20 protein-coding genes and 1 pseudogene are annotated in these 26,590 nt (G+C 73.2%); 16 read left to right on the top strand and 5 right to left on the bottom strand.

Features of this window, described 5'->3' with window-relative positions; translation table 11 throughout:
- Window positions 1–40 precede the first annotated feature (40 nt).
- On the top strand, window positions 41–1,117 hold the full coding sequence (locus GPA10_RS21225) for a bile acid:sodium symporter family protein (protein WP_343041174.1): 1,077 nt from the start codon (window positions 41–43) through the stop codon (window positions 1,115–1,117).
- Here GPA10_RS21225 and GPA10_RS21220 read toward each other — a convergent pair.
- The 5 genes and pseudogenes from GPA10_RS21220 to GPA10_RS21200 form a co-directional block, all read right to left on the bottom strand.
- A complete protein-coding gene (locus tag GPA10_RS21220; RefSeq protein ID WP_343041193.1) occupies window positions 1,053–2,291 on the bottom strand; it encodes a glycoside hydrolase family 183 protein in 1,239 nt (412 codons plus the stop codon). The two genes, GPA10_RS21225 and GPA10_RS21220, sit on opposite strands and share 65 nt — an antisense overlap.
- Before the next feature lie 76 nt (window positions 2,292–2,367).
- Window positions 2,368–4,353, bottom strand: coding sequence for a sialidase family protein (locus GPA10_RS21215; protein WP_157166867.1), 1,986 nt, complete (start codon window positions 4,351–4,353; stop codon window positions 2,368–2,370).
- A gap of 223 nt (window positions 4,354–4,576) precedes the next feature.
- The gene (fdhD, locus tag GPA10_RS21210) at window positions 4,577–5,443 is read right to left on the bottom strand and encodes a formate dehydrogenase accessory sulfurtransferase FdhD (RefSeq protein WP_157166866.1); all 867 of its coding nucleotides are present in this window, start codon (window positions 5,441–5,443) and stop codon (window positions 4,577–4,579) included.
- A gap of 5 nt (window positions 5,444–5,448) precedes the next feature.
- Window positions 5,449–5,595: pseudogene (locus GPA10_RS21205) on the bottom strand (2Fe-2S iron-sulfur cluster-binding protein); the annotation flags it as partial.
- A gap of 67 nt (window positions 5,596–5,662) precedes the next feature.
- Window positions 5,663–6,406 carry a TSUP family transporter gene (locus GPA10_RS21200; protein WP_343041173.1) on the bottom strand — a complete coding sequence of 248 codons (744 nt, stop codon included), beginning with the start codon at window positions 6,404–6,406 and terminating at the stop codon, window positions 5,663–5,665.
- Window positions 6,407–6,633: 227 nt separating this feature from the next.
- On the opposite strand from GPA10_RS21200, the gene GPA10_RS21195 reads away from it, so the two are divergent.
- The 15 genes from GPA10_RS21195 to GPA10_RS21125 all read left to right on the top strand — a co-directional run bounded on the left by GPA10_RS21195 (window position 6,634) and on the right by GPA10_RS21125 (window position 26,567).
- Window positions 6,634–7,617, top strand: a complete 984-nt coding sequence (locus GPA10_RS21195; protein WP_343041172.1) for a LysR family transcriptional regulator — start codon at window positions 6,634–6,636, stop codon at window positions 7,615–7,617.
- Entirely contained in the window at window positions 7,614–8,984 is a 1,371-nt protein-coding gene (locus GPA10_RS21190; RefSeq protein ID WP_157166865.1) for an OFA family MFS transporter, read from the top strand. The genes GPA10_RS21195 and GPA10_RS21190 overlap by 4 nt, the downstream gene beginning before the upstream one ends.
- Complete coding sequence (locus GPA10_RS41750) at window positions 8,956–9,105, top strand: MFS transporter small subunit (RefSeq protein WP_198351661.1); 150 nt, start codon at window positions 8,956–8,958, stop codon at window positions 9,103–9,105. The genes GPA10_RS21190 and GPA10_RS41750 overlap by 29 nt, the downstream gene beginning before the upstream one ends.
- A gap of 122 nt (window positions 9,106–9,227) precedes the next feature.
- Window positions 9,228–10,175: a beta-ketoacyl-ACP synthase III gene (locus GPA10_RS21185; protein WP_058851336.1), complete on the top strand. Its 948-nt coding sequence runs from the start codon at window positions 9,228–9,230 to the stop codon at window positions 10,173–10,175.
- A 147-nt stretch (window positions 10,176–10,322) separates the two neighbouring features.
- Window positions 10,323–11,000: a GntR family transcriptional regulator gene (locus GPA10_RS21180; protein WP_058851337.1), complete on the top strand. Its 678-nt coding sequence runs from the start codon at window positions 10,323–10,325 to the stop codon at window positions 10,998–11,000.
- Between the two features lie 276 nt (window positions 11,001–11,276).
- Window positions 11,277–12,458, top strand: a complete 1,182-nt coding sequence (locus tag GPA10_RS21175) for an ROK family transcriptional regulator (RefSeq protein ID WP_157166864.1) — start codon at window positions 11,277–11,279, stop codon at window positions 12,456–12,458.
- Between the two features lie 155 nt (window positions 12,459–12,613).
- The gene (locus tag GPA10_RS21170; RefSeq protein WP_157166863.1) at window positions 12,614–14,317 is read left to right on the top strand and encodes a sugar ABC transporter ATP-binding protein; all 1,704 of its coding nucleotides are present in this window, start codon (window positions 12,614–12,616) and stop codon (window positions 14,315–14,317) included.
- Window positions 14,314–15,333 (top strand): ABC transporter permease, encoded by a 1,020-nt coding sequence (locus GPA10_RS21165; protein ID WP_157166862.1) that lies wholly within the window; start codon window positions 14,314–14,316, stop codon window positions 15,331–15,333. The genes GPA10_RS21170 and GPA10_RS21165 overlap by 4 nt, the downstream gene beginning before the upstream one ends.
- Window positions 15,334–15,453: 120 nt before the next feature.
- Complete coding sequence (locus GPA10_RS21160; protein WP_157166861.1) at window positions 15,454–16,500, top strand: substrate-binding domain-containing protein; 1,047 nt, start codon at window positions 15,454–15,456, stop codon at window positions 16,498–16,500.
- Between the two features lie 225 nt (window positions 16,501–16,725).
- Window positions 16,726–18,255 (top strand): Gfo/Idh/MocA family protein, encoded by a 1,530-nt coding sequence (locus GPA10_RS21155; RefSeq protein WP_157166968.1) that lies wholly within the window; start codon window positions 16,726–16,728, stop codon window positions 18,253–18,255.
- Window positions 18,256–18,267: 12 nt separating this feature from the next.
- Window positions 18,268–19,284, top strand: a complete 1,017-nt coding sequence (locus GPA10_RS21150) for a sugar phosphate isomerase/epimerase family protein (protein ID WP_157166860.1) — start codon at window positions 18,268–18,270, stop codon at window positions 19,282–19,284.
- Between the two features lie 255 nt (window positions 19,285–19,539).
- Window positions 19,540–22,023, top strand: coding sequence for a PQQ-dependent sugar dehydrogenase (locus tag GPA10_RS21145; RefSeq protein WP_343041171.1), 2,484 nt, complete (start codon window positions 19,540–19,542; stop codon window positions 22,021–22,023).
- A 15-nt stretch (window positions 22,024–22,038) separates the two neighbouring features.
- Window positions 22,039–23,454: a ThuA domain-containing protein gene (locus GPA10_RS21140; RefSeq protein WP_157166859.1), complete on the top strand. Its 1,416-nt coding sequence runs from the start codon at window positions 22,039–22,041 to the stop codon at window positions 23,452–23,454.
- Between the two features lie 103 nt (window positions 23,455–23,557).
- Complete coding sequence (locus GPA10_RS42585; RefSeq protein WP_343041170.1) at window positions 23,558–25,075, top strand: inositol-3-phosphate synthase; 1,518 nt, start codon at window positions 23,558–23,560, stop codon at window positions 25,073–25,075.
- 274 nt (window positions 25,076–25,349) lie between these two features.
- A complete protein-coding gene (locus GPA10_RS21125) occupies window positions 25,350–26,567 on the top strand; it encodes a UbiA family prenyltransferase (RefSeq protein ID WP_246259513.1) in 1,218 nt (405 codons plus the stop codon).
- The last annotated feature ends 23 nt before the right edge of the window (window positions 26,568–26,590 follow it).

Raw genomic sequence — 26,590 nt, 5'->3', positions numbered from 1 at the left:
GAAGTCCCCGAACAACCCGCCCCCGAGCGTATGGAGCCCTGTGAAACGCCCGTCCTGGCCGTCCTGGATGCCGATCGACCCGTACATCGCGGCGCTGCTCGGCACCGTGGGTCTCGCCGCGCTCCTGCCCGCCAGGGACACGGCCGCGGATGTGGCGTCCGGAGCCTCGACCGCGGCGGTCGCGTTCCTGTTCTTCCTCTACGGGGCGCGGCTCTCCACCGGCGAGGCGCTCGAAGGACTGCGGCACTGGCGGCTCCACCTCGCCGTGCTGCTCTGCACGTTCACGCTCTTCCCGCTGCTCGGACTCGCGGCCAGGGGCCTGGAGACCACCCTCCTGACGCCGGAGCTCTACAGCGGCCTGCTCTTCCTGACCCTGGTGCCCTCGACGATCCAGTCGTCGATCGCGTTCACCTCCCTGGCGCGCGGCAACGTCCCGGCGGCGATCTGCGCGGGCTCCTTCTCGTCGCTGGCAGGGATCGTGCTCACCCCGCTGCTCGCGGCCGGACTGCTCGGCCACAGCGCGGGCGGGTTCTCCGCGGACTCGCTCCTGAAGATCGTGCTGCAACTGCTCGTGCCGTTCCTCGCCGGGCAGTTCCTGCGCCGCTGGGTGGGCTCCTTCCTCACCCGCCACAAGAAGGTGCTGGGCCTCGTCGACCGGGGCTCGATCCTGCTCGTCGTCTACACCGCGTTCAGCCAGGGCATGGTGCAGGGCATCTGGCACCAGGTCAGCCCGGCGCGGCTCGGCGCGCTGCTCGGCGTCGAGGCGGTGCTTCTCACCGTGATGCTCACGCTGACCTGGTACGGGGCGAAGTGGCTCGGGTTCGGGCGCGCGGACCGGGTGGCCATCCAGTTCGCGGGGTCGAAGAAGTCCCTCGCGGCGGGACTGCCCATGGCCAGCGTCCTGTTCGGGGCCGGGGCCTCGCTCGCCGTGCTGCCCCTGATGCTGTTCCACCAGATGCAGCTGATGGTCTGCGCCGTCATCGCCAAGCGCCGCTCCCGGGAGCCCGCGGCGCCTTCCCCGGAGTCGGAAGTGCTCGCAACCGACCCGCCGCTCAGCCCTCCCGTGCGAACCGCAGCGACACGAACCGCGGCCGGTACAGCTCGACGTTCCGGTTGATGTGCGCCTGCGCGTTCGTGGCCGTCGGGTCGAGCCAGTTGACGTCGTACGACACCACCAGACACCCCGGGCCGCTGACGGCCGGGTGCGCCTGCGGGTTGTAGGGGGCCGCGGCGGCCGTGCCCGAGGGGCCGTCCGCGGTGTCCTTCGGCAGCGGCGGCGCGAACGCCCTGGCGGGCCCGTGCCAGGGCCCGGTGGGGGAGCAGGACCAGTAGGACGTGACCTGCGCCAGGCCCTCGGCGCCCGCGGCCATGGTGAGCAGGACGTAGGTGCCGCCGGTGCGGACCACGGTGAAGGCGCTGCCCACGCCCTTGCGGTCGCCGTTGCCGAGCACCGGGCGCGGCTCGCCCGTACGGGAGAACCCGGAGCCGTTCCAGTACTCCCAGGCGGCGGGGTCGGCGAGGCCCCCGCGCGGGACGCGGGCGACGTAGGCGTGCGAGGTGGGGCGGGCGTTCGCCTGGGCGTCGGTGCCGCCGAAGACATAGGTCCACTCGCCCTCGTCGACGGTCGTCGTGCCGTAGAGGACGCGCCGCGCGGGGTCGGGGACGCCGCGCTGGTCCGAGATCTGCGTGATGCCCTCGACGCGCAGGTCGGGCAGCGAGAGCGTGGCGACCTCGGTGGCGGCGGGCACGCCGTAGATCCACGGTCCGGTGCCGGTGGCCCGGGTCCACAGGAGCACCCGCAGCACGTCCTCGTCACCGCCCGGGAGCCGCGGCTCGACCTTCGCGGCGACCGGCCAGCGCCACTGCCCCGGCGCCGGGTCGGCGAACAGGGGAGTGCGCAGTGTGCGTTCCAGGGAGCCCGAACGGTCCATCACGACGCCGGAGTTGCGCACCATCGGGGCGCTGCCGTCCCGCCAGGCGTGCGGCTGGCCCTGCGGGTTGGGCGGGGGGTTCACCCGGCCGAGGAAGGTGTCGGAGAACAGCCACAGGACCCGTCCGCCGGGCAGCCGCACCGAGTGCGTCCCGTCGCCGCCCGTCCAGTCGTCGGTGCGGGCGCCGTCGTCGCCGTACGAGCCGAACGCGCCGGTGAGGCGCGCGTCCGCGGTCGCGCTCCGCACGGTGGTCGCCGCGCACGCCGGACCGCTCTCCTCGTCGTCGCCGTCGGGGAGAGCGGTCAGGAACACGGCCGCGCAGGCCAGGGCGAGCAGCAGGACGATTACCGTCCGGCGCACGCCCCGGCCGCCCGGCGGGCCGCCCGATGTGGACGGCTCGGCGTAAGGCTGTGTGGCTGCGGACACGCCCGGGACGCTAGTTCCCCGCGCGCACCCGGTCCATGGGGAGCCAGGTGACGGTGTCCCACTTCACAGCGGAGGACGGCCCGTCGTCGGAGCCGAGCCGCTCCACCTCGCCGTCCGACAGGGCCCGCCCGAACACCGCGACGTCGTCGATGGCGCCGTCGAAATGGGCCCTGCTGTCCATGCGCTGCCCGACGTGCACGCCGAACGGGGAGTTGCGGCTGACGCTGCCCGGGACGTCGTCCCGCGACAGCGGGGTGCCGTCGAGGAACAGCGTGAGCCTGCCGTCGCCGCGGCGCAGCGCGAGGTGGTGCCACCGGCCGTCGTTGTGGGCCCCGGTGGTGTCGAGCGACACCGTGCGCGGCGGGCTCCCGCCGTCGCGGGTGGTGATCAGGCCCCGGACGCGGCCGTTGGCCGGTTCGGCGCGCAGCCACACCTGCGGCTGGCTGGTGCCGACGCCGCCCATCCACAGCAGCGGCTGCTCGCCGTCCCGTGCCGAGTAGCGGAACCACAGCGAGGCGGTGAAGTCCTTCGTGCCGAGCGGAAGGCGGGAGCTGTAGGGCAGCCGCACCGCGTCGTCCTCGCCGTCGAAGGCCATCGCCCGGCCGCCGAACACGCCGTCCGTGGTGGTGGCGCCGCCGAGCACCGCCGCGTCCCGCGCGCCGCGCGCCCGGTCGTCGGTGCGCGGGTCGGGGCCGCGGCGCGGCTTCAGCCAGTCCTCCGTGAACCGCGCGAACCGGATCTCGTCGCGGGCGTCGACGGCGCCGCCCTCGTACAGCAGGCCCGCCCGGTCGTCGTCGACGGCCACCAGGTCGGAGTAGCCGGACCAGTCGGTGGTGACGACGGTGCCGCGGTCCACGCTGTCCCAGGTGCGGCCCCCGTCGTAGGAGGAGCGGATCATCATCGTCCGGCGGCGGTCGGGGTCGCCGGGGCAGGCGAGCAGGAGCCGGTTGCCCCACCGCAGCGTCGAGCCCTGCACCTGGGGTGTGTACAGGTCGGGGGCGGCCGAGAACGGGCTGGTGAAGCTCTCGCCGCCGTCGCGGCTCACCGCGTGGTCGCGGTGGCCGAGGTCGGTGCCGTCCTGCTCGCGTCCACTCACATAGACCGAGCCGTCCTGACGCTCGGTCAGCGTCATCTCCGAGGGCTTCTGCCGGAACGTGGCGTCGCGCTCGGAGATCGGGTACGTGTCCGTCGCGCCGATCCGCCAGGTGTCGCCGCCGTCGTCGCTGAGGGCGAGCGCCGCGTGGTTCTCGGTGACGCGGCTGCCGTTCCACGTCTCGGCGTTGACCGTGACGACCAGGCGGCCCTTGTGCCGGCCCTTGGTGAGCTGGATGCCGTGCACGGGTCCGGTCGCGTACCAGGAGTTCCAGCTCTTCGGCAGGATCTCGTCACTCAGGTCCCGCGGCGTCGACCAGGTCTCGCCGTCGTTGTCGCTGTACTGGAGGTGGGGTGTGCGTTCGCACGGCACCTCGCAGTTCTTGCCGTCGGTGCGGCCCGGGTTGTAGGTCTCCGCGAGCAGGATGCGGCCCGTCCTGCGGTCGACGACGGGCGCGGGGTTGCCGTGCGTGTCGCCGCCGCCCTCGTTGATGACCCGCATCGGGCTCCAGGTGCGGCCGCCGTCCTCGCTGCGCTTGAGGACGAGGTCGATGTCACCGGCGTCGCTGCAGTCGTTGACGCGTCCTTCGGCGAAGGCGAGCAGCGTTCCCTTCACCGTCTTCACGATCGCTGGTATCCGGAAGCACGCGTAGCCGGGATCCTGGGAAGCCTTGAACAGGATCTGCTGGTCGAACGGAGCCCTCGGCGCCTCGTTCGCGGCCCGCGCCGTGGAGCCGAGCGCCGGTGGCAGGGCCAGGGCGGCGAGAGCGGCGGCGGTCAGGGCGGCGAGGGAGCGCGGCCGGGGAGCGGTACGTGACCGGAGCGCGGTGCGTGACCGGCGCGCGGCGGGCCGCGGCCGGGAGGGGTACGGCGATCTGAGGCGTACACGGAGTCTCGATGGCATCGTGCGGCCCTTCATGTCGACCGGACATTCGGACATCCCACGTCCAACGTGCGCGTCACCGAAGCTACTTGGGGGCCTTGGAGCAACACAAGAAGCGTGCGCGTAACGGAATCCCGGCCGGGGCCGGGCGCGGACGTGCCCAGATTACGGGATAAGTACGATTTTTCCGGCGTTGACGCGCGACGCGCTTGCCCGGTGTGCCGCGGCCGTGTCCACCAGGGCGTCAGGCCCGCGCAACCGCGGTCCGCAGGGCCACGCGGTGCTCGCCCGCGTACACGTTCATGGAGGAGCCGCGCAGGAACCCGATCAGGGTCAGACCGGTCTCGGCGGCGAGGTCGACGGCGAGGGACGAGGGCGCGGAGACCGCGGCGAGCACCGGGACGCCCGCCATCACGGCCTTCTGCGCCAGCTCGAAGGAGGCGCGCCCGGACACCATCAGGACCGTGCGGGCCAGCGGCAGCCGCCCCTCCTGGAGCGCCCGCCCCACGATCTTGTCGACGGCGTTGTGGCGGCCCACGTCCTCACGGACGTCGATCAGGTCGCCGTCCTCGGTGAACAGGGCCGCCGCGTGCAGCCCGCCGGTCCGGTCGAAGACCCGCTGGGACGCGCGCAGCCGGTCGGGGAGGCGGGCGAGCAGCTCGGGCGTCAGCCGGACCGGGGGAGCGCCGGTGCCGCCGGGGTCGTCGTCGATGGGCCGGCGCGCGGTGGTGCGGACCGCGTCCAGGCTGGCCTTGCCGCACAGCCCGCAGGACGACGTCGTGTAGACGTTGCGCTCCAATGTGATGTCCGGGACGACGACACCGGGAGCGGTGCTCACGTCCACCACGTTGTACGTGTTCGTGCCGTCCGCGGTCGCGCCCGCGCAGTACACGATGTTCCGCAGCTCGTCGGCCGAGCCGAGGACGCCCTCGCTGACGAGGAATCCGGCGGCCAGGGCGAAGTCGTCACCGGGGGTGCGCATGGTGATCGCCAGCGGCTTGCCGTCGAGCCGGATCTCCAGCGGTTCCTCGGCCACGAGCGTGTCGGCGCGCTCGCTGACCGCGCCGTCGCGGATGCGGATGACGCGGCGGCGCTCCGTGACTCGTCCCATGTCGATCAGTCCCGGTTCTGTACGTACCGATGGCCGAAGCGGCCCTTGATGCGGAGGTCGCCGTGGGTCACCGGGTCGTCGTGCTCCGAGGTGACCTCGACGGGTCCATTGTCCTGCACGTGCGGGGTGAGGTTGCGGCCGACTCCGTGGTACGGCCGGCCGGTGGCCCGCGCAACCTCGTGCGGCGGCGTGCTCAACCTCGTACGAAGTAGAGGGCGGTCATGGTCGCGGCGGTGGACAGGACGACGGCGCGCAGCACCCGGGCGGGGAGGCGGCGTGCCAGGTGGGCGCCCGCGTAGCCGCCGGCCATCGCGCCCGTGAGCAGGGCGGCGAAAGAGCGGGCGTGTCCAGGGCGTCCGAGGCGAGCAGGTACAGGGCGGTCGCGCCCGCGTAGACCGCCGCGACCTGCGCGATCCGCATCGGGTGTCCGGCCGCCGGGTCGAGGCCGAGGCCGATGCCCCACACGGCCGGCATCATGATGCCTACGGCTCCGCCGAAGTATCCGCCGTACAGGGCGAGGGCGAACTGCCCCGCGAGGAGGGTCCGGGGCCCCATGCCCACCGGGCGGCCCAGGGCCCTGCCCAGCGCGTCGGACAGGCGCCGCCCGCAGCCGAGAAGCAGCGTCGCGAACGCGAGGAGCCACGGCACCGCGGCGTCGAACGAGGCCGCGGGAAGGACCAGGAGCAGCCCCGCCCCGAGTCCGCCGCCGAGCACGCTCACCCCGGTCAGCGCCCGCGTCGACGCCCCGCCCACCGGGGCCAGTTCACGCCGGAGGACCCACGCCCCGGCCACCGCGGCGGGGACGAGCGCGACGGTCGACGACGCGTTCGCCGTCACCGGCGGCACCCCCGCCGCGACCAGCGCGGGCAGCGCCACGAACGTGCCGCCCCCGCCCAAGGCGTTCAGGCCGCCCGCGGCGGCCCCGGCGAGCGCGGTGACGAGGACCCACAGCGTGTCGGACATCTGTCGAGCATCGGCCCGTGCCGGGTACACCCACAATGCGTGATCCGTGTACCCGGCTTGAGGCGGCGCCTTGGGCTGCTGCGTGTGTCCGGCCCGAGGTCGCGCCTTGGGCTGCTGCGTGTGTCCGGCCCGAGGTCGCGCCTTGGGCTGCTGCGTGTGTCCGGCCCGAGGTCGCGCCTTGGGCTGCTGCGTGTGCCCGGCCCGAGGTCGCGCCCTAGGCTGCTGCGGTGCGCTACGACCTGGACGATCTCCGCCTGTTCCTCGGCATCGTCGCCGAGGGGACCATCACGGGCGGCGCCCGCCGGATGCATCTGAGCCTGCCGTCGGCCAGCGCCAGGGTGCGCGCCCTGGAGCACCACGCCGGTGTGGAACTCCTGATCCGCGGCAGACGGGGCGTGCGGCCCACCCCGGCCGGGGCGACGCTCGCGCGGCACGCCCGCGACGTGCTCGACCGGACGGCGCGGCTCGACAGCGCCGTCGCGAGCTACACCCGGCCCCCCGCCGCCCCGCTGACCCTGCTGTGCGGCGGCTCCGCCCGCTACCGCCTGGTGCCGCAGGCCCTCGTCACCTTCCTGCGGGCGCACCCCGACGTCGACGTCACGGTGTCCGAGCGGCGCACCCCGGGGACGCTGCGGCTGCTCGCGGACGCCGAGGCCGACCTGGGCGTCGTGGTCGACGCCGAGGCGCGGGACCGCGGCCTGGTCACGGAGGTGCTCGGAGACGACTCGCTCGTGGTGATCGGGCAGGCGGGCGGCGCGCTCGCCGGGCGGAGCGGCCTGACGTACAGCGAGGTCGCCGAACACCCCCTCGTCGGCCTCGACAGCGGCTCCTCACTGCGCCGCTGGATCGAGAAGCACCTCGGCCCGGGCGCCCCCGTCGCACGCCACCGCACCACCGTGGCCGACCTCAACGTCCTCGTCGCCCTCGCCGCGGCAGGCGTCGGGCTCGCCGTCGTACCGCGCCGCGCCGTCGACCCGGACCACCCCCTCGACGTGTGCGAGCTGCGGGAACCCTGGGCGCGCCGCCGCCATCTGCTCGCCCGGGGCGCCAAGGAGGGACCACCGGCTCCGGCCGTCGAGGCCCTCGCGGAGCACCTGCGGCGGGCCGGGGCGCAGCCGTCGGCACCCCGTACATCGCATACCGTCGACAAATCCGCCGTGTCCGACCCCTTCCCAACGGCCGTCCGGCGTTCCTACCGTTCGGGATCATGAGGCCCCCCGTAGCGCCACCCGGCTGGAGCCGATGGCTCGTACCCCCCGCCGCCCTGTCGGTGCATCTCTCGATCGGCCAGGCCTATGCCTGGAGCGTCTTCAAGCCGCCCCTCGAATCCGCCCTCGACCTCAGCGGCACCCAGAGCGCGCTGCCGTTCCAGCTCGGCATCGTGATGCTCGGCCTGTCCGCCGCTTTCGGCGGCACCCTCGTGGAGCGCAACGGTCCGCGCTGGGCGATGTCCGTCGCGCTCGTCTGCTTCACCTCCGGCTTCCTGCTCGCCGCGCTCGGCGCCGAGACCCGCCAGTACTGGCTGATCGTGTTCGGCTACGGGTTCGTCGGCGGCATCGGGCTCGGCATCGGCTACATCTCCCCGGTGTCCACCCTCATCAAGTGGTTCCCCGACCGCCCCGGCATGGCCACCGGCATCGCGATCATGGGCTTCGGGGGCGGCGCGCTGATCGCCTCGCCGTGGTCCGCGCGGATGCTGGAGACGTTCGGCGCGGACTCCTCCGGCATCGCGCTCGCGTTCCTGGTGCACGGCCTGTCGTACGCGGTGTTCATGGCGCTCGGCGTGGTGCTCGTGCGGGTGCCGGGGCCAAGTCCGGGTCCGGGGGCGGGGGCGGAAGGGACGGCCGAGGCACCCGGCGGGCCAGGGGTGCCGGCGGCCTCCGGCACCGGCCCGCAGGTCTCGGCCCGGCAGGCCGTGCGCACCCCCCAGTTCTGGTGCCTGTGGGTGGTCCTGTGCATGAACGTGACCGCGGGCATCGGCATCCTGGAGAAGGCCGCGCCGATGATCACCGACTTCTTCGCGGACACCTCCACCCCCGTCTCGGCGTCGGCCGCGGCGGGCTTCGTCGCGCTCCTGTCGGCCGCGAACATGGCGGGCCGCATCGGCTGGTCGTCCGCGTCCGACCTCGTCGGCCGGAAGAACGTGTACCGCCTCTACCTGGGCGCGGGCGCCCTGATGTATCTCCTGATCGCCCTGTTCGGCGACCAGTCGAAACCGCTCTTCGTCGTCTGCGCCCTGATCCTCCTCTCCTTCTACGGCGGTGGCTTCGCGACGGTCCCCGCCTATCTGAAGGACCTGTTCGGCACCTACCAGGTCGGCGCGATCCACGGGCGGCTGCTCACCGCGTGGTCGCTCGCCGGCGTCCTCGGCCCGCTGATCGTCAACTGGGTGGCCGACCGCCAGGAGGACGCGGGCAAGCACGGCCCCGGCCTCTACGGGGTCTCCCTGTCCATCATGATCGGCCTGCTGGTCGTCGGCTTCGTCGCCAACGAGCTGATACGCCCCGTGCACCCGCGCCACCACGTCCGCGCCAGTAAGGAGCCCGCCGATGACGCCACCGCCTCCCCGGCCCGGTGACCGGGCGGCCCCGCCGCGCCGCCGCCCGCTGATCGTCGGGGCCTGGCTGTGGGTGGGAGCACCCCTCGCCTACGGCCTCTACGAACTCGTACACAAGGCCAGACAGCTCTTCACCGGGTGACGCGATGTGGTGAAGCATCCAAACCAGACGCCCCAATACTGTCGCTTCACGTCACCTCGTACCCGTGAGTCGCTGAGCAGACTGGACGGTCACGCACGTCCGGCACCACGAGGGGAACGTCCATGCCCGGCTCACGCATCGCCGCCGTCGGCCACTACCAGCCTGCCAAGGTGCTCACCAACGAGGACCTGGCGGACATGGTCGACACCAGCGACGAGTGGATCCGCTCCCGGGTCGGCATCCGCACCCGCCACCTCGCGGGGCCCGACGAGCCCGTCGACGAGCTGGCCGCGCACGCGGCGGCCAAGGCGCTCGCCGCCGCCGGCCGTGCGCCCGCCTCCGTCGACCTCGTCGTCGTCGCCACGTCGACGGCCGTCGACCGCTCGCCGAACATGGCCGCCCGGGTCGCCGCCCGCCTCGGCCTCGGCTCGCCCGCCGCGATGGACGTCAACGTCGTGTGCGCGGGCTTCACACACGCGCTCGCCACCGCCGACCACGCCGTACGGGCCGGGGCGGCGAGCCGGGCCCTGGTGATCGGCGCGGACAAGATGTCCGCCGTCGTGGACTGGTCCGACCGCTCCACCTGCGTGCTCGTCGGCGACGGCGCGGGCGCGGCGGTCGTGGAGCCGTGCGGGGACGGCGAGGAGGCCGGGATCAGCCCGGTGCTGTGGGGCTCCGTACCGGAGATGGGGCACGCCGTGCGCATCGAGGGGGAGCCCGCGCGGTTCGCGCAGGAGGGGCAGAGCGTCTACCGCTGGGCCACCACCCAGCTGCCCCCGCTGGCCCGCGCCGCCTGCGAGCGGGCGGGGCTCGTCCCCGCGGACCTCGCCGCCGTCGTGCTGCACCAGGCGAACCTGCGCATCGTCGAGCCGCTCGCGGAGCGCATCGGCGCCGTGAACGCCGTCGTCGCCCGCGATGTCGTCGAGTCCGGCAACACCTCGGCCGCCTCGGTGCCGCTCGCCCTGTCCAAGCTGGTGGAGCGGGGCGAGATCAGCAAGGGCGACCCCGTGCTGCTCTTCGGCTTCGGCGGCAATCTGTCGTACGCGGGACAGGTCGTGCGCTGTCCGTGACGCGGTACCGCCGACGGGATGGTCAACTCCCCCTGGCACCGGCCTTGGTGCTCGGTAAACTGTAGACAAAAGCCAATTCGACTCCGGCTGTCGTCGCCTCTGGCTGTCGCCGTCCAGGAGCTGTCGTCGCCCAGGAGGGGGACCGCGATGTTGTCCACAGGACTGCCGCTGGGCACGGTGCCCAAGCTGGAGCGGCCGGGGCCGCTGCGCGAACGGGTCTACGAGGCGCTGCTCGAACTCATCACCACCCGGGCGCTGCGCCCCGGCCAGCACCTGGTCGAGAGCGAGCTGGCCGGGCATCTCGGGGTGTCGCGGCAGCCGGTCCGTGAGGCGCTGCAACGCCTCAACACCGAGGGCTGGGTCGATCTGCGCCCCGCGCAGGGCGCGTTCGTGCACGAGCCGACGGAGGAGGAGGCGGACCAGTTGCTCACGGTCCGCACCCTCCTGGAGGCCGAGGCCGCGCGCCTCGCCGCCGCGCACGCGGGGACGGCCGGGATCGCCGCCCTCGAAGAGCTGTGCGCCAAGGGCGAGTCGGCCGTGGCCGACGGCGACGTCGACCTCGTCGTGGCCACGAACGCGGCGTTCCACGCCAAGGTCATGGAACTCGCCGGCAACGTCGTCCTCGCCGAACTGGCCGGTCAGGTCGACCGGCGCGTGCGGTGGTACTACACGCCGGTGGCCCGGCAGCGCGGCATCCAGTCGTGGATCGAACACCGTGACCTCATCGCCGCGATCGTCGCCCGCGACGGGGCGCGGGCGACGGAGGTCATGCGGGCGCACACGGAGCACACGCGGAAGACGTACCACGAACGGGAGCAGGGCTGACCCTGTTTCAGCCCGTCCGGCGTTTGAGGACGAGGCGCGAAGCGCCGATTCTTTCGGGGGGCCGGGGGCGGAGCCCCCGGTTTCGGTGAAGGGGCGGGCCTGGGGCGCCCCGCGAAGGTCCGCCCTCCACACCTTTGTCCTGTGACTGGAGAAAGTGGTGGGCAATTCGCGCTCAACTTCTTCCCAGTCCCGGCACGCGCTGCTACGTTCCCCTCCAAAGCCCAGCGAACACACACGGGATTCGGCCGAAGAGGCGGGGAGGGGCGCGTGAGACGCATGACTGCTCGACCCGCCAACGCGCACCAGGCGCGACTGCTGCGGCTGCTGCGCGACGGAGGCCCCAACTCCCGTGCCCAACTGGGCGACCAGGTCGACCTCTCCCGGTCCAAACTGGCCGTGGAGGTGGACCGCCTCCTGGAGACCGGACTCGTGGTCGCCGACGGCCTCGCCGCGTCCCGCGGCGGCCGCCGCTCCCACAACATCCGCCTGGCCCCGGCCCTCCGCTTCCTCGGCGTGGACATCGGCGCGACCTCGATCGACGTCGCCGTCACCAACGCCGAGCTGGAGGTGCTCGGGCACATCAACCAGCCCATGGACGTGCGCGAGGGCCCCGTGGCCGTTTTCGAGCAGGTCCTGGCCATGGCCGCCAAGCTGCGGGCCTCCGGCCTCGCGGAGGGCTTCGACGGCGCCGGCATCGGCGTACCGGGTCCCGTCCGCTTCCCGGAGGGTGTCCCGGTGGCGCCGCCGATCATGCCCGGCTGGGACGGCTTTCCCGTACGGGAGGCGCTCAGCCAGGACCTCGGCTGCCCGGTCATGGTCGACAACGACGTGAACCTGATGGCGATGGGGGAGCAGCACGCGGGCGTGGCCCGCTCCGTGGGCGACTTCCTCTGCGTCAAGATCGGCACCGGCATCGGCTGCGGCATCGTCGTCGGCGGCGACGTGTACCGCGGTACGACCGGCAGCGCCGGCGACATCGGCCACATCCAGGTCGAACCGGAAGGACGCCCCTGCGCCTGCGGCAACAAGGGCTGCCTGGAGGCGTACTTCAGCGGTGCCGCGCTCGCCCGCGACGCCGAGGAGGCCGCCCGGCACGGGGGGTCCCCGGAGCTCTCCACCCGCTTCGAGGGCTCGGGACGGCTCACCGCCGTCGACGTCGCCGGGGCGGCGGCCGCCGGTGACGCCGTCGCGCTCGACCTGATCCGCGCCGGTGGCAACCGCACCGGCCAGGTCATCGCGGGCCTCGTCAGCTTCTTCAACCCCGGTCTCGTGGTGATCGGCGGCGGGGTCACCGGCCTCGGCCACACGCTGCTCGCCGCGATCCGCACTCAGGTCTACCGCCAGTCGCTGCCCCTCGCGACCGGCAACCTCCCCATCGTCCTCGGCGAACTGGGGCCCACCGCCGGAGTCATCGGCGGCGCCCGGCTCATCAGCGACCACCTGTTCTCACCGGCTTAGCAGCCCGTACCCCTATCCGTACTCGTACCCGTACTCGTACCCGTACCCGTACTCGTACGGAGAGGCCCCGGCACCATGATCAGCTTTGTCATGCCCTTAACAAAGGTCATGTCCTGGAAAGAGCCTGTCCGGCCGCACCCCCCGAGGGAACCGTCATGGCACCAGAACCACCCCTGCTCACCATGTCCGGCATCACCAAGTCGTTCCCGGGCGTCCGCGCGCTCGACGGCGTCGACCTGCACGTCCAGGCCGGCGAGGTGCACTGCCTGCTCGGCCAGAACGGCGCCGGCAAGTCCACGCTCATCAAGGTCCTCGCCGGCGCCCACCAGCCCGACGGCGGCACCATCGCCTGGCGCGGCGACAAGGTCACGCTGCGCTCCCCGATCGCCGCCATGCGCCTCGGCATCGCCACCATCTATCAGGAACTCGACCTGGTGGAGGGACTGTCCGTCGCCGAGAACGTCTTCCTCGGGCACGAGCCCACGACGGCCGGCTTCATGGTGCGCGGCCGCGCGGCGCGCACGGCGACCGGGGCGCTCCTGAAGCGGCTCGGGCACGGGGAGATCGACCCGGCGCGGCTCGTCGGCGACCTCTCCGCGGCCCAGCAGCAGATCGTGTCCATGGCGCGGGCGCTCTCCCACGAGGTGCGGCTCATCGTGATGGACGAGCCGTCCGCCGCGCTCGACCCGGACGAGGTCGACAACCTCTTCCGTATCGTCGCCGATCTGACGGCCGACGGTGTCGCCGTCGTCCACATCTCCCACCGCCTGGAGGAGATCCGGCGCATCGGCGACCGCGTCACCGTGCTCAAGGACGGACGTGCCGTCGCCGTCGGTCTCCCCGCCGACTCCACCCCGACGCGCGAGGTCATCGCGCTCATGACGGGACGCAACGTCGAGTACGTCTTCCCCGAGCGGGCGGAACCCGCGGCGACACCCTCCGGTGCGGGGCCGTCCGATGCCGGGCCGTCCGGTGCCGGGCCGTCCGGTGCCGGGCTGTCCGGTGCGGGGCTGTCCGGTGCGGGGCCGGCCGACGTGGCGCCGCCCGTCCAGCCCGTGCCGCCCGTCCTCGCCGTGCAAGGCCTCGCCAGAGACGGCGAGTTCGAGCCGCTGGACCTCGAACTGCGGCCCGGTGAGATCGTCGGCCTCGCCGGACTCGTCGGCTCCGGGCGCTCCGAGATCCTGGAGACCATCTTCGGCGCCCGCAAGCCGACGCGCGGCCGCGTCAGCCTGGACGGCAGGGTGCTGCGCCCCGGCAGCGTGCGCGCCGCCGTCCGCGCCGGGATCGGTCTCGCCCCCGAGGAGCGCAAGGCACAGGCCCTGCTGATGCTGGAGTCCGTCACCCGCAACGTGTCGGTGTCCTCCCTGTCCCGCTTCTCGTACGGGGGATGGGTGGACCGGGGCAAGGAGCTGCGGGCCGCCCGCGAGGCCACCCGGGAGCTGTCGCTGCGCCCCGACAACCCCGCCGTGCCCGTGCGCACCCTCTCCGGCGGCAACCAGCAGAAGGCCGTCCTCGCCCGCTGGCTGCTGCGCGGCTGCCGCGTCCTGCTCCTCGACGAGCCGACGCGCGGCGTCGACGTCGGCGCCCGCGCCGAGCTGTACACCGTCATCCGGCGGCTCGCCGACGAGGGCCTCGCCGTGCTGCTCGTGTCCAGCGAGGTGCCGGAGGTCCTCGGTCTCGCCGACCGCGTCCTCGTCCTGCGCGAGGGACGCGTCGTGCACACCGCGCCCGCCCGCGACCTCGACGAACACCGCGTGCTCGACCTCGTCCTCGCCTCCGCCAAGGACGGTCCCGACGGCCCCGACCTCATCGAGGGCCCCCGCGGCCCCGCCACCACGGAAGGAGGCCCGGCGTCATGACGCAGCCCGCATCGCCCGCCCGGCCCGTCACCGAGAAGAGCCCGCCGGCCGACGGCGCCCCGAGCCCGTGGCGCTCGCTTCTCGCCCGGGTCGACGTGCGGACGCTCTCCCTGCTCGGCGTCCTCGCCGTCCTCGTCGTCATCGGCGGCGTCACCGAGCCCGACGCGTTCCTCGACACCGACAACCTCCAGCTGATCCTCACCCAGGCGTCCGTCATCGGCGTCGTCACCGTCGGCATGACCTTCGTCATCATCTCCGGCGGCATCGACCTGTCGGTCGGCGCGATCGTCGCGCTCGCCTCCGTGTGGGCGACGACGGTCGCCACCCAGGAGTACGGCTTCGCGGGCATCCTCTTCACCGCCGTCGTCGTCGGACTCGGCTGCGGCCTGGTCAACGGCCTGCTCATCGCGTACGGCGGCATGGTGCCGTTCATCGCGACGCTCGCCATGCTCGCCTCGGGCCGCGGCCTCGCCCTGGAGATCACCGACGGCAAGACGCAGATGGTCACCGTGGACGGCGTCCTGAAGCTCGGCGAGCGCGACTCCTACGTCCTCGGCATCCCGCCGCTCGTCCTCGTCCTCGCCGCCGTCACCGTCGTCGGCTGGCTGCTGCTCAACCGCACCACGTTCGGGCGGCGTTCCGTCGCCGTCGGCGGCAACGCGGAGGCCGCGCGCCTGGCCGGGATCGACGTCCGCCGACAGCGGCTGTACCTGTATCTGCTCTCCGGCCTGTGCTGCGGCATCGCCGCCTTCCTGCTGATCATCCTGTCCGGGTCCGGTCAGAACACCAACGGCAATCTGTACGAACTCGACGCCATCGCCGCCGCGATCATCGGCGGCACCCTGCTCAGCGGCGGACGCGGCACCATCACCGGCTCCGTGCTCGGCGTCCTGATCTTCACCACGATCACCAACATCTTCGCGCTCAACAACCTGGAGACCGCCGTCCAGCAGATCGCCAAGGGCGCGATCATCGTGGCCGCGGTCCTGGTCCAGCGGCGCACGGCCACCGCCTGAGGCGCGAGCGACACCACCTGAGGCGCGAGCGACACCACCTGAGGCGCGAGCGACACCACCTGAGGCGCGAGCAACACCACCTGAGGCGTACGTACGGCCATCACCTAAGGGGTCCATGTCATGCCAGAGTTCACGAGCCGCAGAGGACTGCTCTTCGGGGCGGCAGCCGTGTCCGCGGGAGCCGTGCTGACCGGCTGCACCAGCAACGAGTCCAAGGACGAGGGGGACACGTCCGGCGACAACAAGCAGGCCGTCGCCGACGACAAGCCCGGCAAGCGGGTCACCATCGGCTTCGCGGGCCCGCAGGCCGACCACGGCTGGCTCAACGCCATCAACGACCAGGCGAAGTCGCGGGCGAAGAAGTACCAGGACGTCACCCTGGAGGCCACCGAGGGCTCCAACGACACCGCCGCGCAGATCGGCCAGGTCGAGACCCTCATCAACAAGAAGGTCGACGTCCTCGTCATCCTGCCCGCCGACGGCAAGGCGCTCACCCAGGTCGGCCTGAAGGCCATGAAGGCGGGCATCCCCGTCGTCAACCTCGACCGGATCTTCGCCTCCGCGCAGGCCTACCGCTGCTGGATCGGCGGCGACAACTACGGCATGGGCCTCAACGCCGGGCGCTACATCGGCGAGAAGCTGAAGGACAAGAAGAACGCGAAGGTCGTCGAGCTGGCCGGACTCGACAACCTGGAACTGACCAAGCAGCGCACGAAGGGCTTCGACGACGCCCTGAAGAACTACGCGAACATCGAGAAGGTCGCCCGGCAGGCCGCCGAGTTCACCGTGGAGTCCGGGCAGTCCAAGATGTCCCAGCTCCTCCAGGCCCAGAAGGGCTTCGACGCCCTGTGGAACCACGACGACGACCAGGGCGTGGGTGCCCTGCGCGCCATCGAGCAGGCGGGCCGCGACGACTTCATGATGGTCGGCGGCGCCGGGGCGCTCTCCGCCTTCCAGGAGATCAAGCAGGACCGGGGCGTCCTGAAGGCCACCGTCCTGTACCCGCCGACGATGGCCGCCTCCGCGATCGACCTTGCCCGCGCGCTCGGCCAGGGCAAGGGCGTCAGCGGCATGGCCGAGTTCGAGATCCCGGCGTCCCTGACGCTCTACTCGGCCGTCGTCGACAAGGACAACGTCGATCAGTACATGTCCACCGGCTTCAAGTGACGCGGTCCGCCGCGCACAGGGCACGGGAGCGCTTCCGTGCCCGGCGCACCGGGCCGAGCGAGTTGAGTCGACGTGTCGACGAGGAGGAGTTACCGCATGAGTGAGACGGAGCACGAGGGCGGGGCCGGTGCCGGGGCCTGGGCCGGGGGGCCCGGGGGCGAGCCCGGGGCCGGTGCCGCGGGCACGCCCGGTGCCGGGTCCGGTTCCGCGGGCGGTCCCGGTGCCATGGGCGTCCCCGGTCCCGCTGGCGGCCCCGATGCCGGGTCCGAGGGCCGTGTCGCCGCTGGTCCGGGGGGTGAGCCGCGTCCGGCGGGGGCGGGGTCCGTGGCGGGTGCCGGAGCCGGGCCGCGGCCCGAGGGTGCCGGGGCGGGGCGCGCGGCGCGGCGGGCCGTCGGCGTGGGCATGGTCGGCTACGCGTTCATGGGCGCCGCCCACTCCCAGGGCTGGCGGACCGTGGGGCGCGTCTTCGAGCTGCCGGTCGACGCGCGGCTCACCGCGGTGTGCGGCCGTGACGGCGCCGCCGTGCGCGCCGCCGCCGACCGGCTCGGCTGGGCCTCCGCCGAGACCGACTGGCGGGCCCTCGTCGCCCGGGACGACATCGACCTCGTCGACATCTGCACCCCCGGCGACAGCCACGCGGAGATCGCCGTGGCCGCCCTCGACGCGGGCAAGCACGTGCTCTGCGAGAAGCCGCTCGCCAACACCGTGGCGGAGGCCGAGGCGATGGCCGCGGCCGCCGCACGGGCCGCCGCCCGCGGCCAGGTCGCGATGGTCGGCTTCAACTACCGCCGTGTGCCCGCGCTCGCGCTCGCCCGCCGCATGGTCGCCGAGGGTCGCATCGGCACGCTCCGGCACGTCCGTCTCAGCTACCTCCAGGACTGGCTCGTCGACCCCTCCTTCCCGCTGACGTGGCGGCTGCGCAAGGACCGCGCGGGCTCCGGGGCGCTCGGCGACCTCGGCGCGCACATCGTGGACCTCGCGCAGTTCCTGACGGGCGAGGGCATCGCGGGCGTGTCGGCGCTCACGGAGACCTTCGTACGGGAACGCCCGCTCCTCGACGCGGGCGCCGGTGCGGTCTCCGCGGCGGGCGGGGCCGGAGCGGGGCGCGTACGCGCCGGGACCGGGCAGGTCACCGTCGACGACGCGGCCCTCTTCACGGCACGCTTCCCCTCCGGGGCGCTCGCCACCTTCGAGGCCACCCGTTTCGCGGCGGGCCGCAAGAACGCCCTCCGCGTCGAACTCAACGGCTCCGACGGCTCCCTCGCCTTCGACCTGGAGCGGCTGAACGAGCTGTCGTTCCACGACCACACCGAACCCGCCGTCTCGTCCGGCTTCCGCCGCATCCTCGTCACCGAACCCGGCCACCCCTACCTGGAGGCCTGGTGGCCGCCCGGCCACGGACTCGGCTACGAGCACACCTTCGTGCACCAGGCCCGCGACCTGCTCCACGCCGTCGCCACGGGCAGCACACCCGAGCCCTCCTTCGCGGACGGGCTCTCCGTGCAGCGGGTGCTCGCCGCGGTGGAGAAGAGCGCCGCGGAGAACGCCGTCTACACGCCCGTGGAGACGTCCGCGCCCGCGTCCGGCGACGCATCCGCGCCCACATCCGTGCCCGCGCCCGGCGGCCCGCCCACCGGCGCGTCGGCAGTTCCGTCGGCAGGTCCGTCCGCCGGTAGGCCCGCCAGTACGCCCGCCGGTCCGGCCACCGGCACCCCCGCCCACGCCGCGCCCGACGCCGGCACCACAGCGGTCTGAGGAGGCCCCCCGATGCCCCGCTCGTTCACCCTCTTCACCGGCCAGTGGGCGGACCTGCCCCTGGAGGAGGTCTGCGCCCTGGCCCGCGACTTCGGCTACGACGGCCTGGAACTCGCCTGCTGGGGCGACCACTTCGAGGTCGACAAGGCCCTCGCCGACCCCGCGTACGTCGACGGGCGGCACGCGCTGCTCGACAAGTACGGCCTGAAGTGCTGGGCCATCTCCAACCACCTGGTCGGCCAGGCGGTCTGCGACGCGATCATCGACGAGCGCCACCAGGCGATCCTGCCCGCCCGCATCTGGGGCGACGGCGACGCGGAAGGCGTACGCCGGCGCGCCGCCGCCGAGATGGCGGACACCGCGCGGGCCGCCGCGAGGTTCGGCGTGGACACCGTCGTCGGCTTCACGGGATCGTCGATCTGGCACCTGGTGGCGATGTTCCCGCCCGCCCCGGAGTCGATGATCGAGCGTGGCTACGAGGACTTCGCCGAGCGCTGGAACCCGATCCTCGACGTCTTCGACGAGCAGGGCGTCCGGTTCGCGCACGAAGTGCACCCCTCGGAGATCGCCTACGACTACTGGACCACGCACAAGGCCCTCCAAGCCGTCGGGCACCGGCCCGCCTTCGGCCTGAACTTCGACCCCTCCCACTTCGTGTGGCAGGACCTCGACCCCGTCGGCTTCCTGCTCGACTTCAAGGACCGCGTCTACCACGTCGACTGCAAGGAGGCCCGGCGCCGCCTCGACGGGCGCAACGGGCGGCTGGGCTCCCACCTGCCGTGGGGCGACCCGCGCCGCGGCTGGGACTTCGTCTCGGCGGGACACGGAGACGTCCCCTGGGAGGACGTGTTCCGGGTGCTGCGCTCCATCGGCTACGAAGGCCCCGTGTCGGTGGAGTGGGAGGACGCGGGGATGGACCGCCTCCAGGGCGCGCCGGAGGCCCTGCGGCACCTGAAGACGTACGACTTCGAGCCCCCGACGGCCTCGTTCGACGCGGCGTTCGGCGGCGACAAACAGCCCGGCGAGTAGCCCACCGCTGCCTGCCGCGGAGCACACGGGTGGTGCTCCGCGGCACCCCCGCGCTGCCAGCGACCCAGCCGTACCCAGGTTTGTCCACCCGCGGGAAGAAGTCCAACTAAAGCGTTGTGCAAGGTCTTTCGGCCACGGACAAACCTGGTTACCGTCCCTGATGTGTACAGGACATAGACCCCTCCCGGGGTGACGGCGCACCCCGGGCGCCAGCCACGCACCTCCACAGCGAACGGCCCCCGACCGGAGGACCCCGTGCACAGACTCCGCCCACCCCACCGCAGAGGCCTCGCCCTGCTCACCGGAACCCTGCTCACCGCCGCCACCCTCACCTTCGCCGCACCCCAGGCCGGCGCGCGGGCCGAACCGCAGGCCCGCCCCCAGACCGCCCCCGGAACCGCCGCGCAGCCGAAGGCAGAGAACTTCCAGCAGGTCACCCTCGCCAAGGGCGAGCCGGAGACGGGCGAGCCCATGACGCTCGCCGTGCTCCCCGACCGCTCGGTCCTGCACACCTCCCGCGACGGTACGGTCCGCCTGACGAACGCCGCCGGCGAGACCAAGGTCGCCGGGAAGATCCCGGTCTACTCCCACGACGAGGAGGGCCTCCAGGGAGTGGCCGTCGACCCGGGCTTCAGGAAGAACCGGGCCGTCTACCTCTACTACGCCCCGCCCCTGAGCACTCCCGCGGGCGACGCCCCCAACGAGGGCACGGCGGCCGAATTCAAGAAGTTCGACGGCGTGAACCGGCTGTCCCGCTTCGTCCTGAAGGCCGACGGCACCCTGGACACCGCCGGTGAGAAGAAGGTCATCGACGTCCCCGCGAGCCGCGGCATCTGCTGCCACGTCGGCGGCGACATCGACTTCGACAAGGCGGGCAACCTCTACCTGTCGACGGGCGACGACTCCAACCCCTTCGCCTCCGACGGCTTCACCCCGATCGACGAACGCGCGAACCGCAACCCGGCGTACGACGCCCAGCGCTCCTCCGCCAACACCAACGACCTGCGCGGCAAGATCCTGCGCATCAAGGTGAGGCAGGACGGCTCGTACTCCGTACCGCAGGGCAACCTCTTCGCCAAGGGCACCGCCAGGACCCGCCCCGAGATCTACGCCATGGGCTTCCGCAACCCCTTCCGGATGAGCGTCGACAAGCCCACCGGCATCGTCTACGTCGGCGACTACGGGCCCGACGCGGGCGCCGCAGACCCCAAGCGCGGCCCCGCGGGCCAGGTCGAGTTCGCCCGCGTCACCAAGCCCGGCAACTACGGCTGGCCGTACTGCACCGGCAAGAACGACGCGTACGTCGACTACGACTTCGCCACCAAGACCTCCGGCGCCGCCTTCAACTGTGCCGCTCCGAAGAACACCTCGCCGCGCAACACCGGTCTGACCGACCTGCCCGCGGCGCAGCCCGCCTGGATCCCCTACGACGGCGGTTCCGTCCCCGAGTTCGGCAGCGGCTCGGAGTCGCCGATGGGCGGCCCGGTCTACCGCTACGACGCGAACCTGAACTCCCCGGTCAAGTTCCCGCAGGCCTACGACGGGGACTTCTTCGCCGGTGAGTTCGGCCGCCGCTGGATCAAGCGCATCGACCAGGGCACCGACGGCACCGTGAAGTCCATCAACGCCTTCCCGTGGGCGGGCACCCAGGTCATGGACATGGAGTTCGGCCCGGACGGCGCCCTGTACGTCCTCGACTACGGCACCGGCTACTTCAACGGTGACCAGAACTCCGCCCTGTACCGCATCGAGAACGCGACCGGCGGGCACTCTCCGGTCGTGGAGGCATCGGCGTCCGTCACCAGCGGCCAGGCTCCCCTGGAGACCCAGTTCACCGCCAAGGGAACCGACGCGGACGGTGACTCCCTCACGTACGCCTGGAACTTCGGCGACGGCACCACGTCCACCGAGCAGAACCCCGCGCACACCTACGGCAAGAACGGCACGTACACCGCGACCGTCACCGCCAAGGACCCCTCCGGCCGCAGCGGCACCTCCAGCGCCCACATCACCGTCGGCAACACCGCTCCCACCGTCAAGCTGGAACTCCCCGGTGACGGGCAGCTGTTCACCTTCGGTGACAAGGTGCCCTTCAAGGTCACCGTGAGCGACCCCGAGGACGGGCCCGTCGACTGTTCCAAGGTCAAGGTCACCCACATCCTCGGCCACGACAGCCACGGCCACCCGGTGACCTCCGCCAACGGCTGCGAGGGCACCCTGCAGACCTCCGCGGACGGCGAGCACGACCCGAACGCCAACATCTTCGGAGTCTTCGACGCCGAGTACACCGACAAGGGCGCGAACGGCCAGCCCGCGCTGACCACCCACGACCAGAGCGTCACCCAGACCCGGCACCGCCAGGGCGAGCACTACGGCGACTCCAAGGGCGTGTCCGTCATCAACCACACCCCGGCGCACGGCGGCAGGACCGTCGGCGACATCCACAACGGCGACTGGGTCTCCTTCAAGCCGTACATCCTGAGCAACGCCACGAAGCTGACCGCACGTGTCGCCTCCGCGGGGTCGGGCGGCACCCTGGAGATCCGCAGCGGCTCCGCCGACGGCACGCTCCTCGGCAGCGCCAAGGTCGACCCCACCGGATCGTGGGAGACGTACACCGACGTCAGCACCCCCATCGCCGGAGCCCCCGCCGGGACCACGACGCTCTTCCTCGTCTTCAAGGGCTCGGGCACCGGAGCGCTCTACGACGTCGACGACTTCACCTTCACCACCGGCTGAGGAAGGGAGCACCCCATGCGCGCGACAGCACGGCTGTACACCGCGACGGCGGCGGCCGCCCTCCTGATCGGCTGCGTGTCCGGACCGGCGGCGTCCGATCCGGAGACCAGGGGCCAGGGCAAGGGGGCCGAGTCTGCGGGCCAGGGCAAGGAGAAGGCGGGCGAACGCGTCCTCGTGTTCTCCAGGACCACCGGGTTCCGCCACGACTCCATCCCCGCAGGCATCGCCGCCGTACGGGACCTGGGCGTCACCCACGGCTTCACGGTCGACGCCACTGAGAACGCCGCCGCCTTCACCGCCAAGAACCTCGCCCGGTACGACGCCGTCGTCTGGCTCTCGACCACCGGCGACGTCCTGAACGGGCGGCAGCAGTCCGCCTTCGAGCAGTACATCCGCGCGGGCGGCGGCTACGTCGGCGTGCACGCCGCCGCCGACACCGAGTACGACTGGCCCTTCTACGGCCGCCTCGCCGGCGCCTGGTTCCAGTCGCACCCGGCGATCCAGCCCGCCGACGTCCGGGTCGAGGACCACGCCCATCCCGCCACCGCCCACCTCGGGGCCGTGTGGAAGCGCACCGACGAGTGGTACGACTACCGCTCCAACCCGCGCGACCGCGGCCGCGTCCTCGCCTCCCTCGACGAGTCCTCCTACAGCGGCGGCTCGATGGGCGGCGACCATCCGATCGCCTGGTGCCAGGGCTCCGTCGACGGCACCCCCGGCCGCTCCTTCTACACCGGCGGCGGGCACACCGAGGAGTCCTTCACCGACCCGGCCTTCCGCCGCCACCTCGGCGGCGGCATCCGCTACGCGACGGGCACCGTCCAGGCCGACTGCCGCCCCGAACAGGGCTACAAGCCGCTGTTCGACGGCAGCGCGGAGTCCCTCGCCCGGTGGAAGCAGGCAGGCCCGGGATCCTTCGCACGCAAGGACGACGGGACCATCACGTCCGTGGGAGGCATGGGCCTGCTCTGGTACGCGCCCCAGCAGTTCGGCGCGTACTCCCTGAAGCTCGACTGGAGGATGACGGGAACCGACAAGGACGACAACTCCGGGATCTTCGTGGGCTTCCCGCCCTCCGACGACCCCTGGACGGCGGTGGACCACGGCTACGAGATCCAGATCGACGCCACCGACGTCCCCGAGAAGACCACCGGCTCGGTCTACGGCTTCAAGTCCGCCGACCTCGCCGCCCGCGACCGGGCCCTGAACCCGCCGGGGGAGTGGAACACCTATGAACTCCGCGTCGAGGGCGAGCGCCTGCAGATCTGGCTCAACGGCGTGAAGATCAACGACTTCACCAACACCGATCCGGCGCGGAGCCTGCGGGACGGCCACATCGGCATCCAGAACCACGGTGCCGACGACCAGGTCACCTTCCGCGACATCCGGGTGAAGGAACTGGCCGCCACCGAGGAGGTGGGCGGCCGATAGACGGCGGTGGGCGGAGGACGCCGGACCTCCGCCCACCGTCCTGCCCGCCGCGCACCGCAGCGCACGGGCGCCGACCGCATGTGCGTCACGACAGGAGGCAGCCGTGTCCACCGAACCCCCTTCCCCCACCGGGGGCCCGCACGTTTCCGGCACCGGCCCCACCGGGGTGTGGCTGATCGGAGCCCGCGGCTCCGTCGCCACGACAGCCGTCGCGGGCTGCGCGGCGATGGCGGCGGGGCTGCACCCGCCCACCGGCCTGGTCACCGAGACCCCGCCTTTCTCCGGCTCCGCACTCCCGCCCCTCTCCTCCCTCGTCTTCGGCGGACACGACACCCTGGAGTGCCCGCTGCCCAAGCGCGCCGAACAGCTCGCCGCCGGCGGCGTCCTGCCGCACGGCCTGCCCGCCGCCGTGCACGCCGAACTCGCCGCCGCCGACGCCGAGATCCGCACCGGCGGGCCGCTGCCCGGCGACACCCGCAGCGACGAGGAACTCATCGCCGCCTTCGCCGCCGAGATACGCGACTTCGCCCACCGCCACCACCTCGCCCGCGTAGTCGTCATCAACGTCGCCTCCACCGAACCAACCCCCACTCCGCCCCTCACCCTGCCTCTCGACGCCAACCCGTCTCCCGGGCCCGGGCCCACTCCTGGGCCTGGCCCCACTCCTAGGCCTGGCTCCGCTCTCGACTCCGACCTGGCTCCCGGGTCGGGCCCCGCTCCTGGCCCTGCCCCCGCTTTCGGGTCCGCCTCAGACGCTGCCTCCGGTTCCGGCCTCGGCCCCGCCCGAGGCGCCGTCCCTGCGTCCGGGTCGGGGCCCGGCTTCGGCTCTGCCTCTGGGCACGGTTCCGGCTCTGGGCCCGGCTCCGCCTCGGGGCCCGGCTCCAGCCCCGCCTCCGGGCCCGGCCCCGTCCCCGCCCCGGGTACCGCGCCTGGAGCCGCCCCAGGCTCCGGAGACCGGCTGCCGCCCAGCTCCCTCTATGCCGCAGCCGCCCTGCGCGCCGGCGCCTCCTACGCCAACTTCACCCCCTCCACCGGCCTGCACCACCCCGCCCTCGCGGCCCTCGCCGCCGACGCCGGGCTGCCCTTCGCCGGACGTGACGGCAAGACCGGCCAGACCCTCCTCCGCTCCGTGCTGGGGCCGATGTTCGCCCAGCGCGCCCTGGCTGTCCGCGCCTGGTCCGGCACCAACCTCCTCGGCGGCGGCGACGGCGCCGCCCTCGCCGACCCCGCCGCGGCCGCCGCCAAGAACGCGGGCAAGGAACGCGTCCTCGCCGACACCCTCGGCACCGTCCCCGAAGGGGAGGTCCACATCGACGACGTCCCCGCCCTCGGCGACTGGAAGACCGCCTGGGACCACATCGCCTTCGACGGTTTCCTCGGCACCCGCATGACCCTCCAGACCACCTGGCAGGGCTGCGACTCGGCGCTCGCCGCCCCCCTGATCCTCGACCTGGCCCGCCTCCTCGCCCGCGCCCACGAAACCGGCCTCACCGGCCCGCGCCCCGAACTCGCCTTCTACTTCAAGGACCCCGACCCCGGCGCCTCCTCCGCCCTGCCCGACCAACACCTCGCCCTCCTCGCCTTCGCCGCCCGCCTCCGGGAGCAGGGGGTGGAGGCATGAGGGGGCGTCGCCCCGGCCCGCCGGGACCTGCCGTCGGTCCGGTGGTGGGCGGCCCCGTCCCCTTGGCCGTCGGACCCGTTCGGCGCAGGGGTGCCCTGGGCTTGCCGGGCGCCGACTCCGGTGCGCGGGGAGCCGTTCCCGGTGGGCGGGGAGCCGTTCCCGGTGCGCGGGGAGCTGTCCCCGGTGCGCGGGGAGCCGTCCCTGGGCCATGGGGGCTCCGCCCCGGGCGGACGACGCACCCGGGCTCCGTGTCGCCGCGACTCGGGGAGGCCGCATGAACCTCCGCGCCTGGGCCGAACTCCTGCGTCTCCCCGCCCTGTTCACCGTCCCCGGTGACGCCCTCGCGGGCGCCGCGGCAACCGGTCTGCGCCCCGGCCGGGGCACCTTGCTCGCCATCGGTTCCTCCCTCTGCCTGTACGAAGCCGGCATGGCCCTCAACGACTGGGCCGACCGCGCCGAGGACGCCGTGGACCGCCCCCAACGCCCCATCCCCTCCGGGCGCGTCACCCCGGCGGCGGCACTCACGGCCGCCGTGGCCCTCACCGCCGGAGGCCTGGCCCTGGCCGCCCGCGCGGGCCGCCCCGCCCTGGCGACCGCCACCGCCCTGGCAGGCACCGTCTGGGCCTACGACCTGGGCCTGAAACACACCCCCGCGGGCCCCGCCACCATGGCCGCGGCACGCGGCCTCGACCTGCTCCTCGGAGCCGTGGCCACGAACACCACCACGAGGACGCCCCCACGGCCGAGCAAACCCGCACCCACATCCGCCCCGCCCTCGACGGCCCCGCACCCGTCCCAGCCACCCCAGCCGGGCCCGCACCCGCCCCGGACGGACCTGCGCTCGCCCCAGCCGGGCCCACACCCACCCCAGCCAGGCCCGGACCGACTGCTGCCCCCAAGCACGGCCGTCCACGGCACAGGCGCCTACAGCACGGGCACGCACAGCACGGGCACGCATAGCACGAGTGCCCGGAGCACGGGCACGCACAGCACGAGCGCCCGCAGCACGGACGCCCACAGCTCGGGCGCCCTCCGCCACACCGCCGCAGCAGCGGCCCGCGCCGCCCTGCCCGCCGCGGCCACCCTCGCCGCGCACACCCTGGCCGTGACCGCCGTCTCCCGCAACGAGACGCAGGGCGGTTCCACCCGAGCGCCCCTGGGTGCCCTCGTCACGACCCTGGCCCTCGGCCGCGCCGTGGCGTCCGCCCCCTGGCCCCCGGCAGACCGGCGCACCGTGTCCGCCGCCGTCCTGCCGGGCACCACCGTCGCCCTCACCACGGCCTACGCGGGCACCGCCGCCCGGCCCTATCTCCACGCGACCCTGAATCCCTCACCTCCTCTGACGCAACGTGCCGTAGGCGGCGGCATCCGTGCCCTGATTCCTCTGCAGGCCGCCCTTGCCGCCCGCTCCGGCTCCCTCGGCGCCGCCCTGGTCACCGCGGCTCTCGCTCCCGCTGCCCGCCGCTTCGCACGCAAGGTGAGTGTCACGTGAGCGACGACGGCGGCGTGGCGCCG

The sequence above is a fragment of the Streptomyces typhae genome (assembly GCF_009755605.1).
GTDB lineage: Bacteria > Actinomycetota > Actinomycetes > Streptomycetales > Streptomycetaceae > Streptomyces > Streptomyces typhae.
Note: the sequence above shows the minus strand (reverse complement) of the source record. Positions and strands in the feature narration are given on the sequence as shown.

Coding starts and splice junctions, on each gene's coding strand:
- GPA10_RS21150 (WP_157166860.1), top strand. CDS start 18,268: ATGCCCCGCTCGTTCACCCTCTTCACCGGCCAGTGGGCGGACCTGCCC.
- GPA10_RS21160 (WP_157166861.1), top strand. CDS start 15,454: ATGCCAGAGTTCACGAGCCGCAGAGGACTGCTCTTCGGGGCGGCAGCC.
- GPA10_RS21140 (WP_157166859.1), top strand. CDS start 22,039: ATGCGCGCGACAGCACGGCTGTACACCGCGACGGCGGCGGCCGCCCTC.
- GPA10_RS21165 (WP_157166862.1), top strand. CDS start 14,314: ATGACGCAGCCCGCATCGCCCGCCCGGCCCGTCACCGAGAAGAGCCCG.
- GPA10_RS21170 (WP_157166863.1), top strand. CDS start 12,614: ATGGCACCAGAACCACCCCTGCTCACCATGTCCGGCATCACCAAGTCG.
- GPA10_RS21190 (WP_157166865.1), top strand. CDS start 7,614: ATGAGGCCCCCCGTAGCGCCACCCGGCTGGAGCCGATGGCTCGTACCC.
- fdhD (WP_157166866.1), bottom strand. CDS start 5,443: ATGGGACGAGTCACGGAGCGCCGCCGCGTCATCCGCATCCGCGACGGC.
- GPA10_RS21125 (WP_246259513.1), top strand. CDS start 25,350: ATGAACCTCCGCGCCTGGGCCGAACTCCTGCGTCTCCCCGCCCTGTTC.
- GPA10_RS21155 (WP_157166968.1), top strand. CDS start 16,726: ATGGGCGTCCCCGGTCCCGCTGGCGGCCCCGATGCCGGGTCCGAGGGC.
- GPA10_RS21215 (WP_157166867.1), bottom strand. CDS start 4,353: ATGCCATCGAGACTCCGTGTACGCCTCAGATCGCCGTACCCCTCCCGG.
- GPA10_RS21175 (WP_157166864.1), top strand. CDS start 11,277: ATGACTGCTCGACCCGCCAACGCGCACCAGGCGCGACTGCTGCGGCTG.
- GPA10_RS21180 (WP_058851337.1), top strand. CDS start 10,323: ATGTTGTCCACAGGACTGCCGCTGGGCACGGTGCCCAAGCTGGAGCGG.
- GPA10_RS21185 (WP_058851336.1), top strand. CDS start 9,228: ATGCCCGGCTCACGCATCGCCGCCGTCGGCCACTACCAGCCTGCCAAG.
- GPA10_RS21200 (WP_343041173.1), bottom strand. CDS start 6,406: ATGTCCGACACGCTGTGGGTCCTCGTCACCGCGCTCGCCGGGGCCGCC.
- GPA10_RS41750 (WP_198351661.1), top strand. CDS start 8,956: ATGACGCCACCGCCTCCCCGGCCCGGTGACCGGGCGGCCCCGCCGCGC.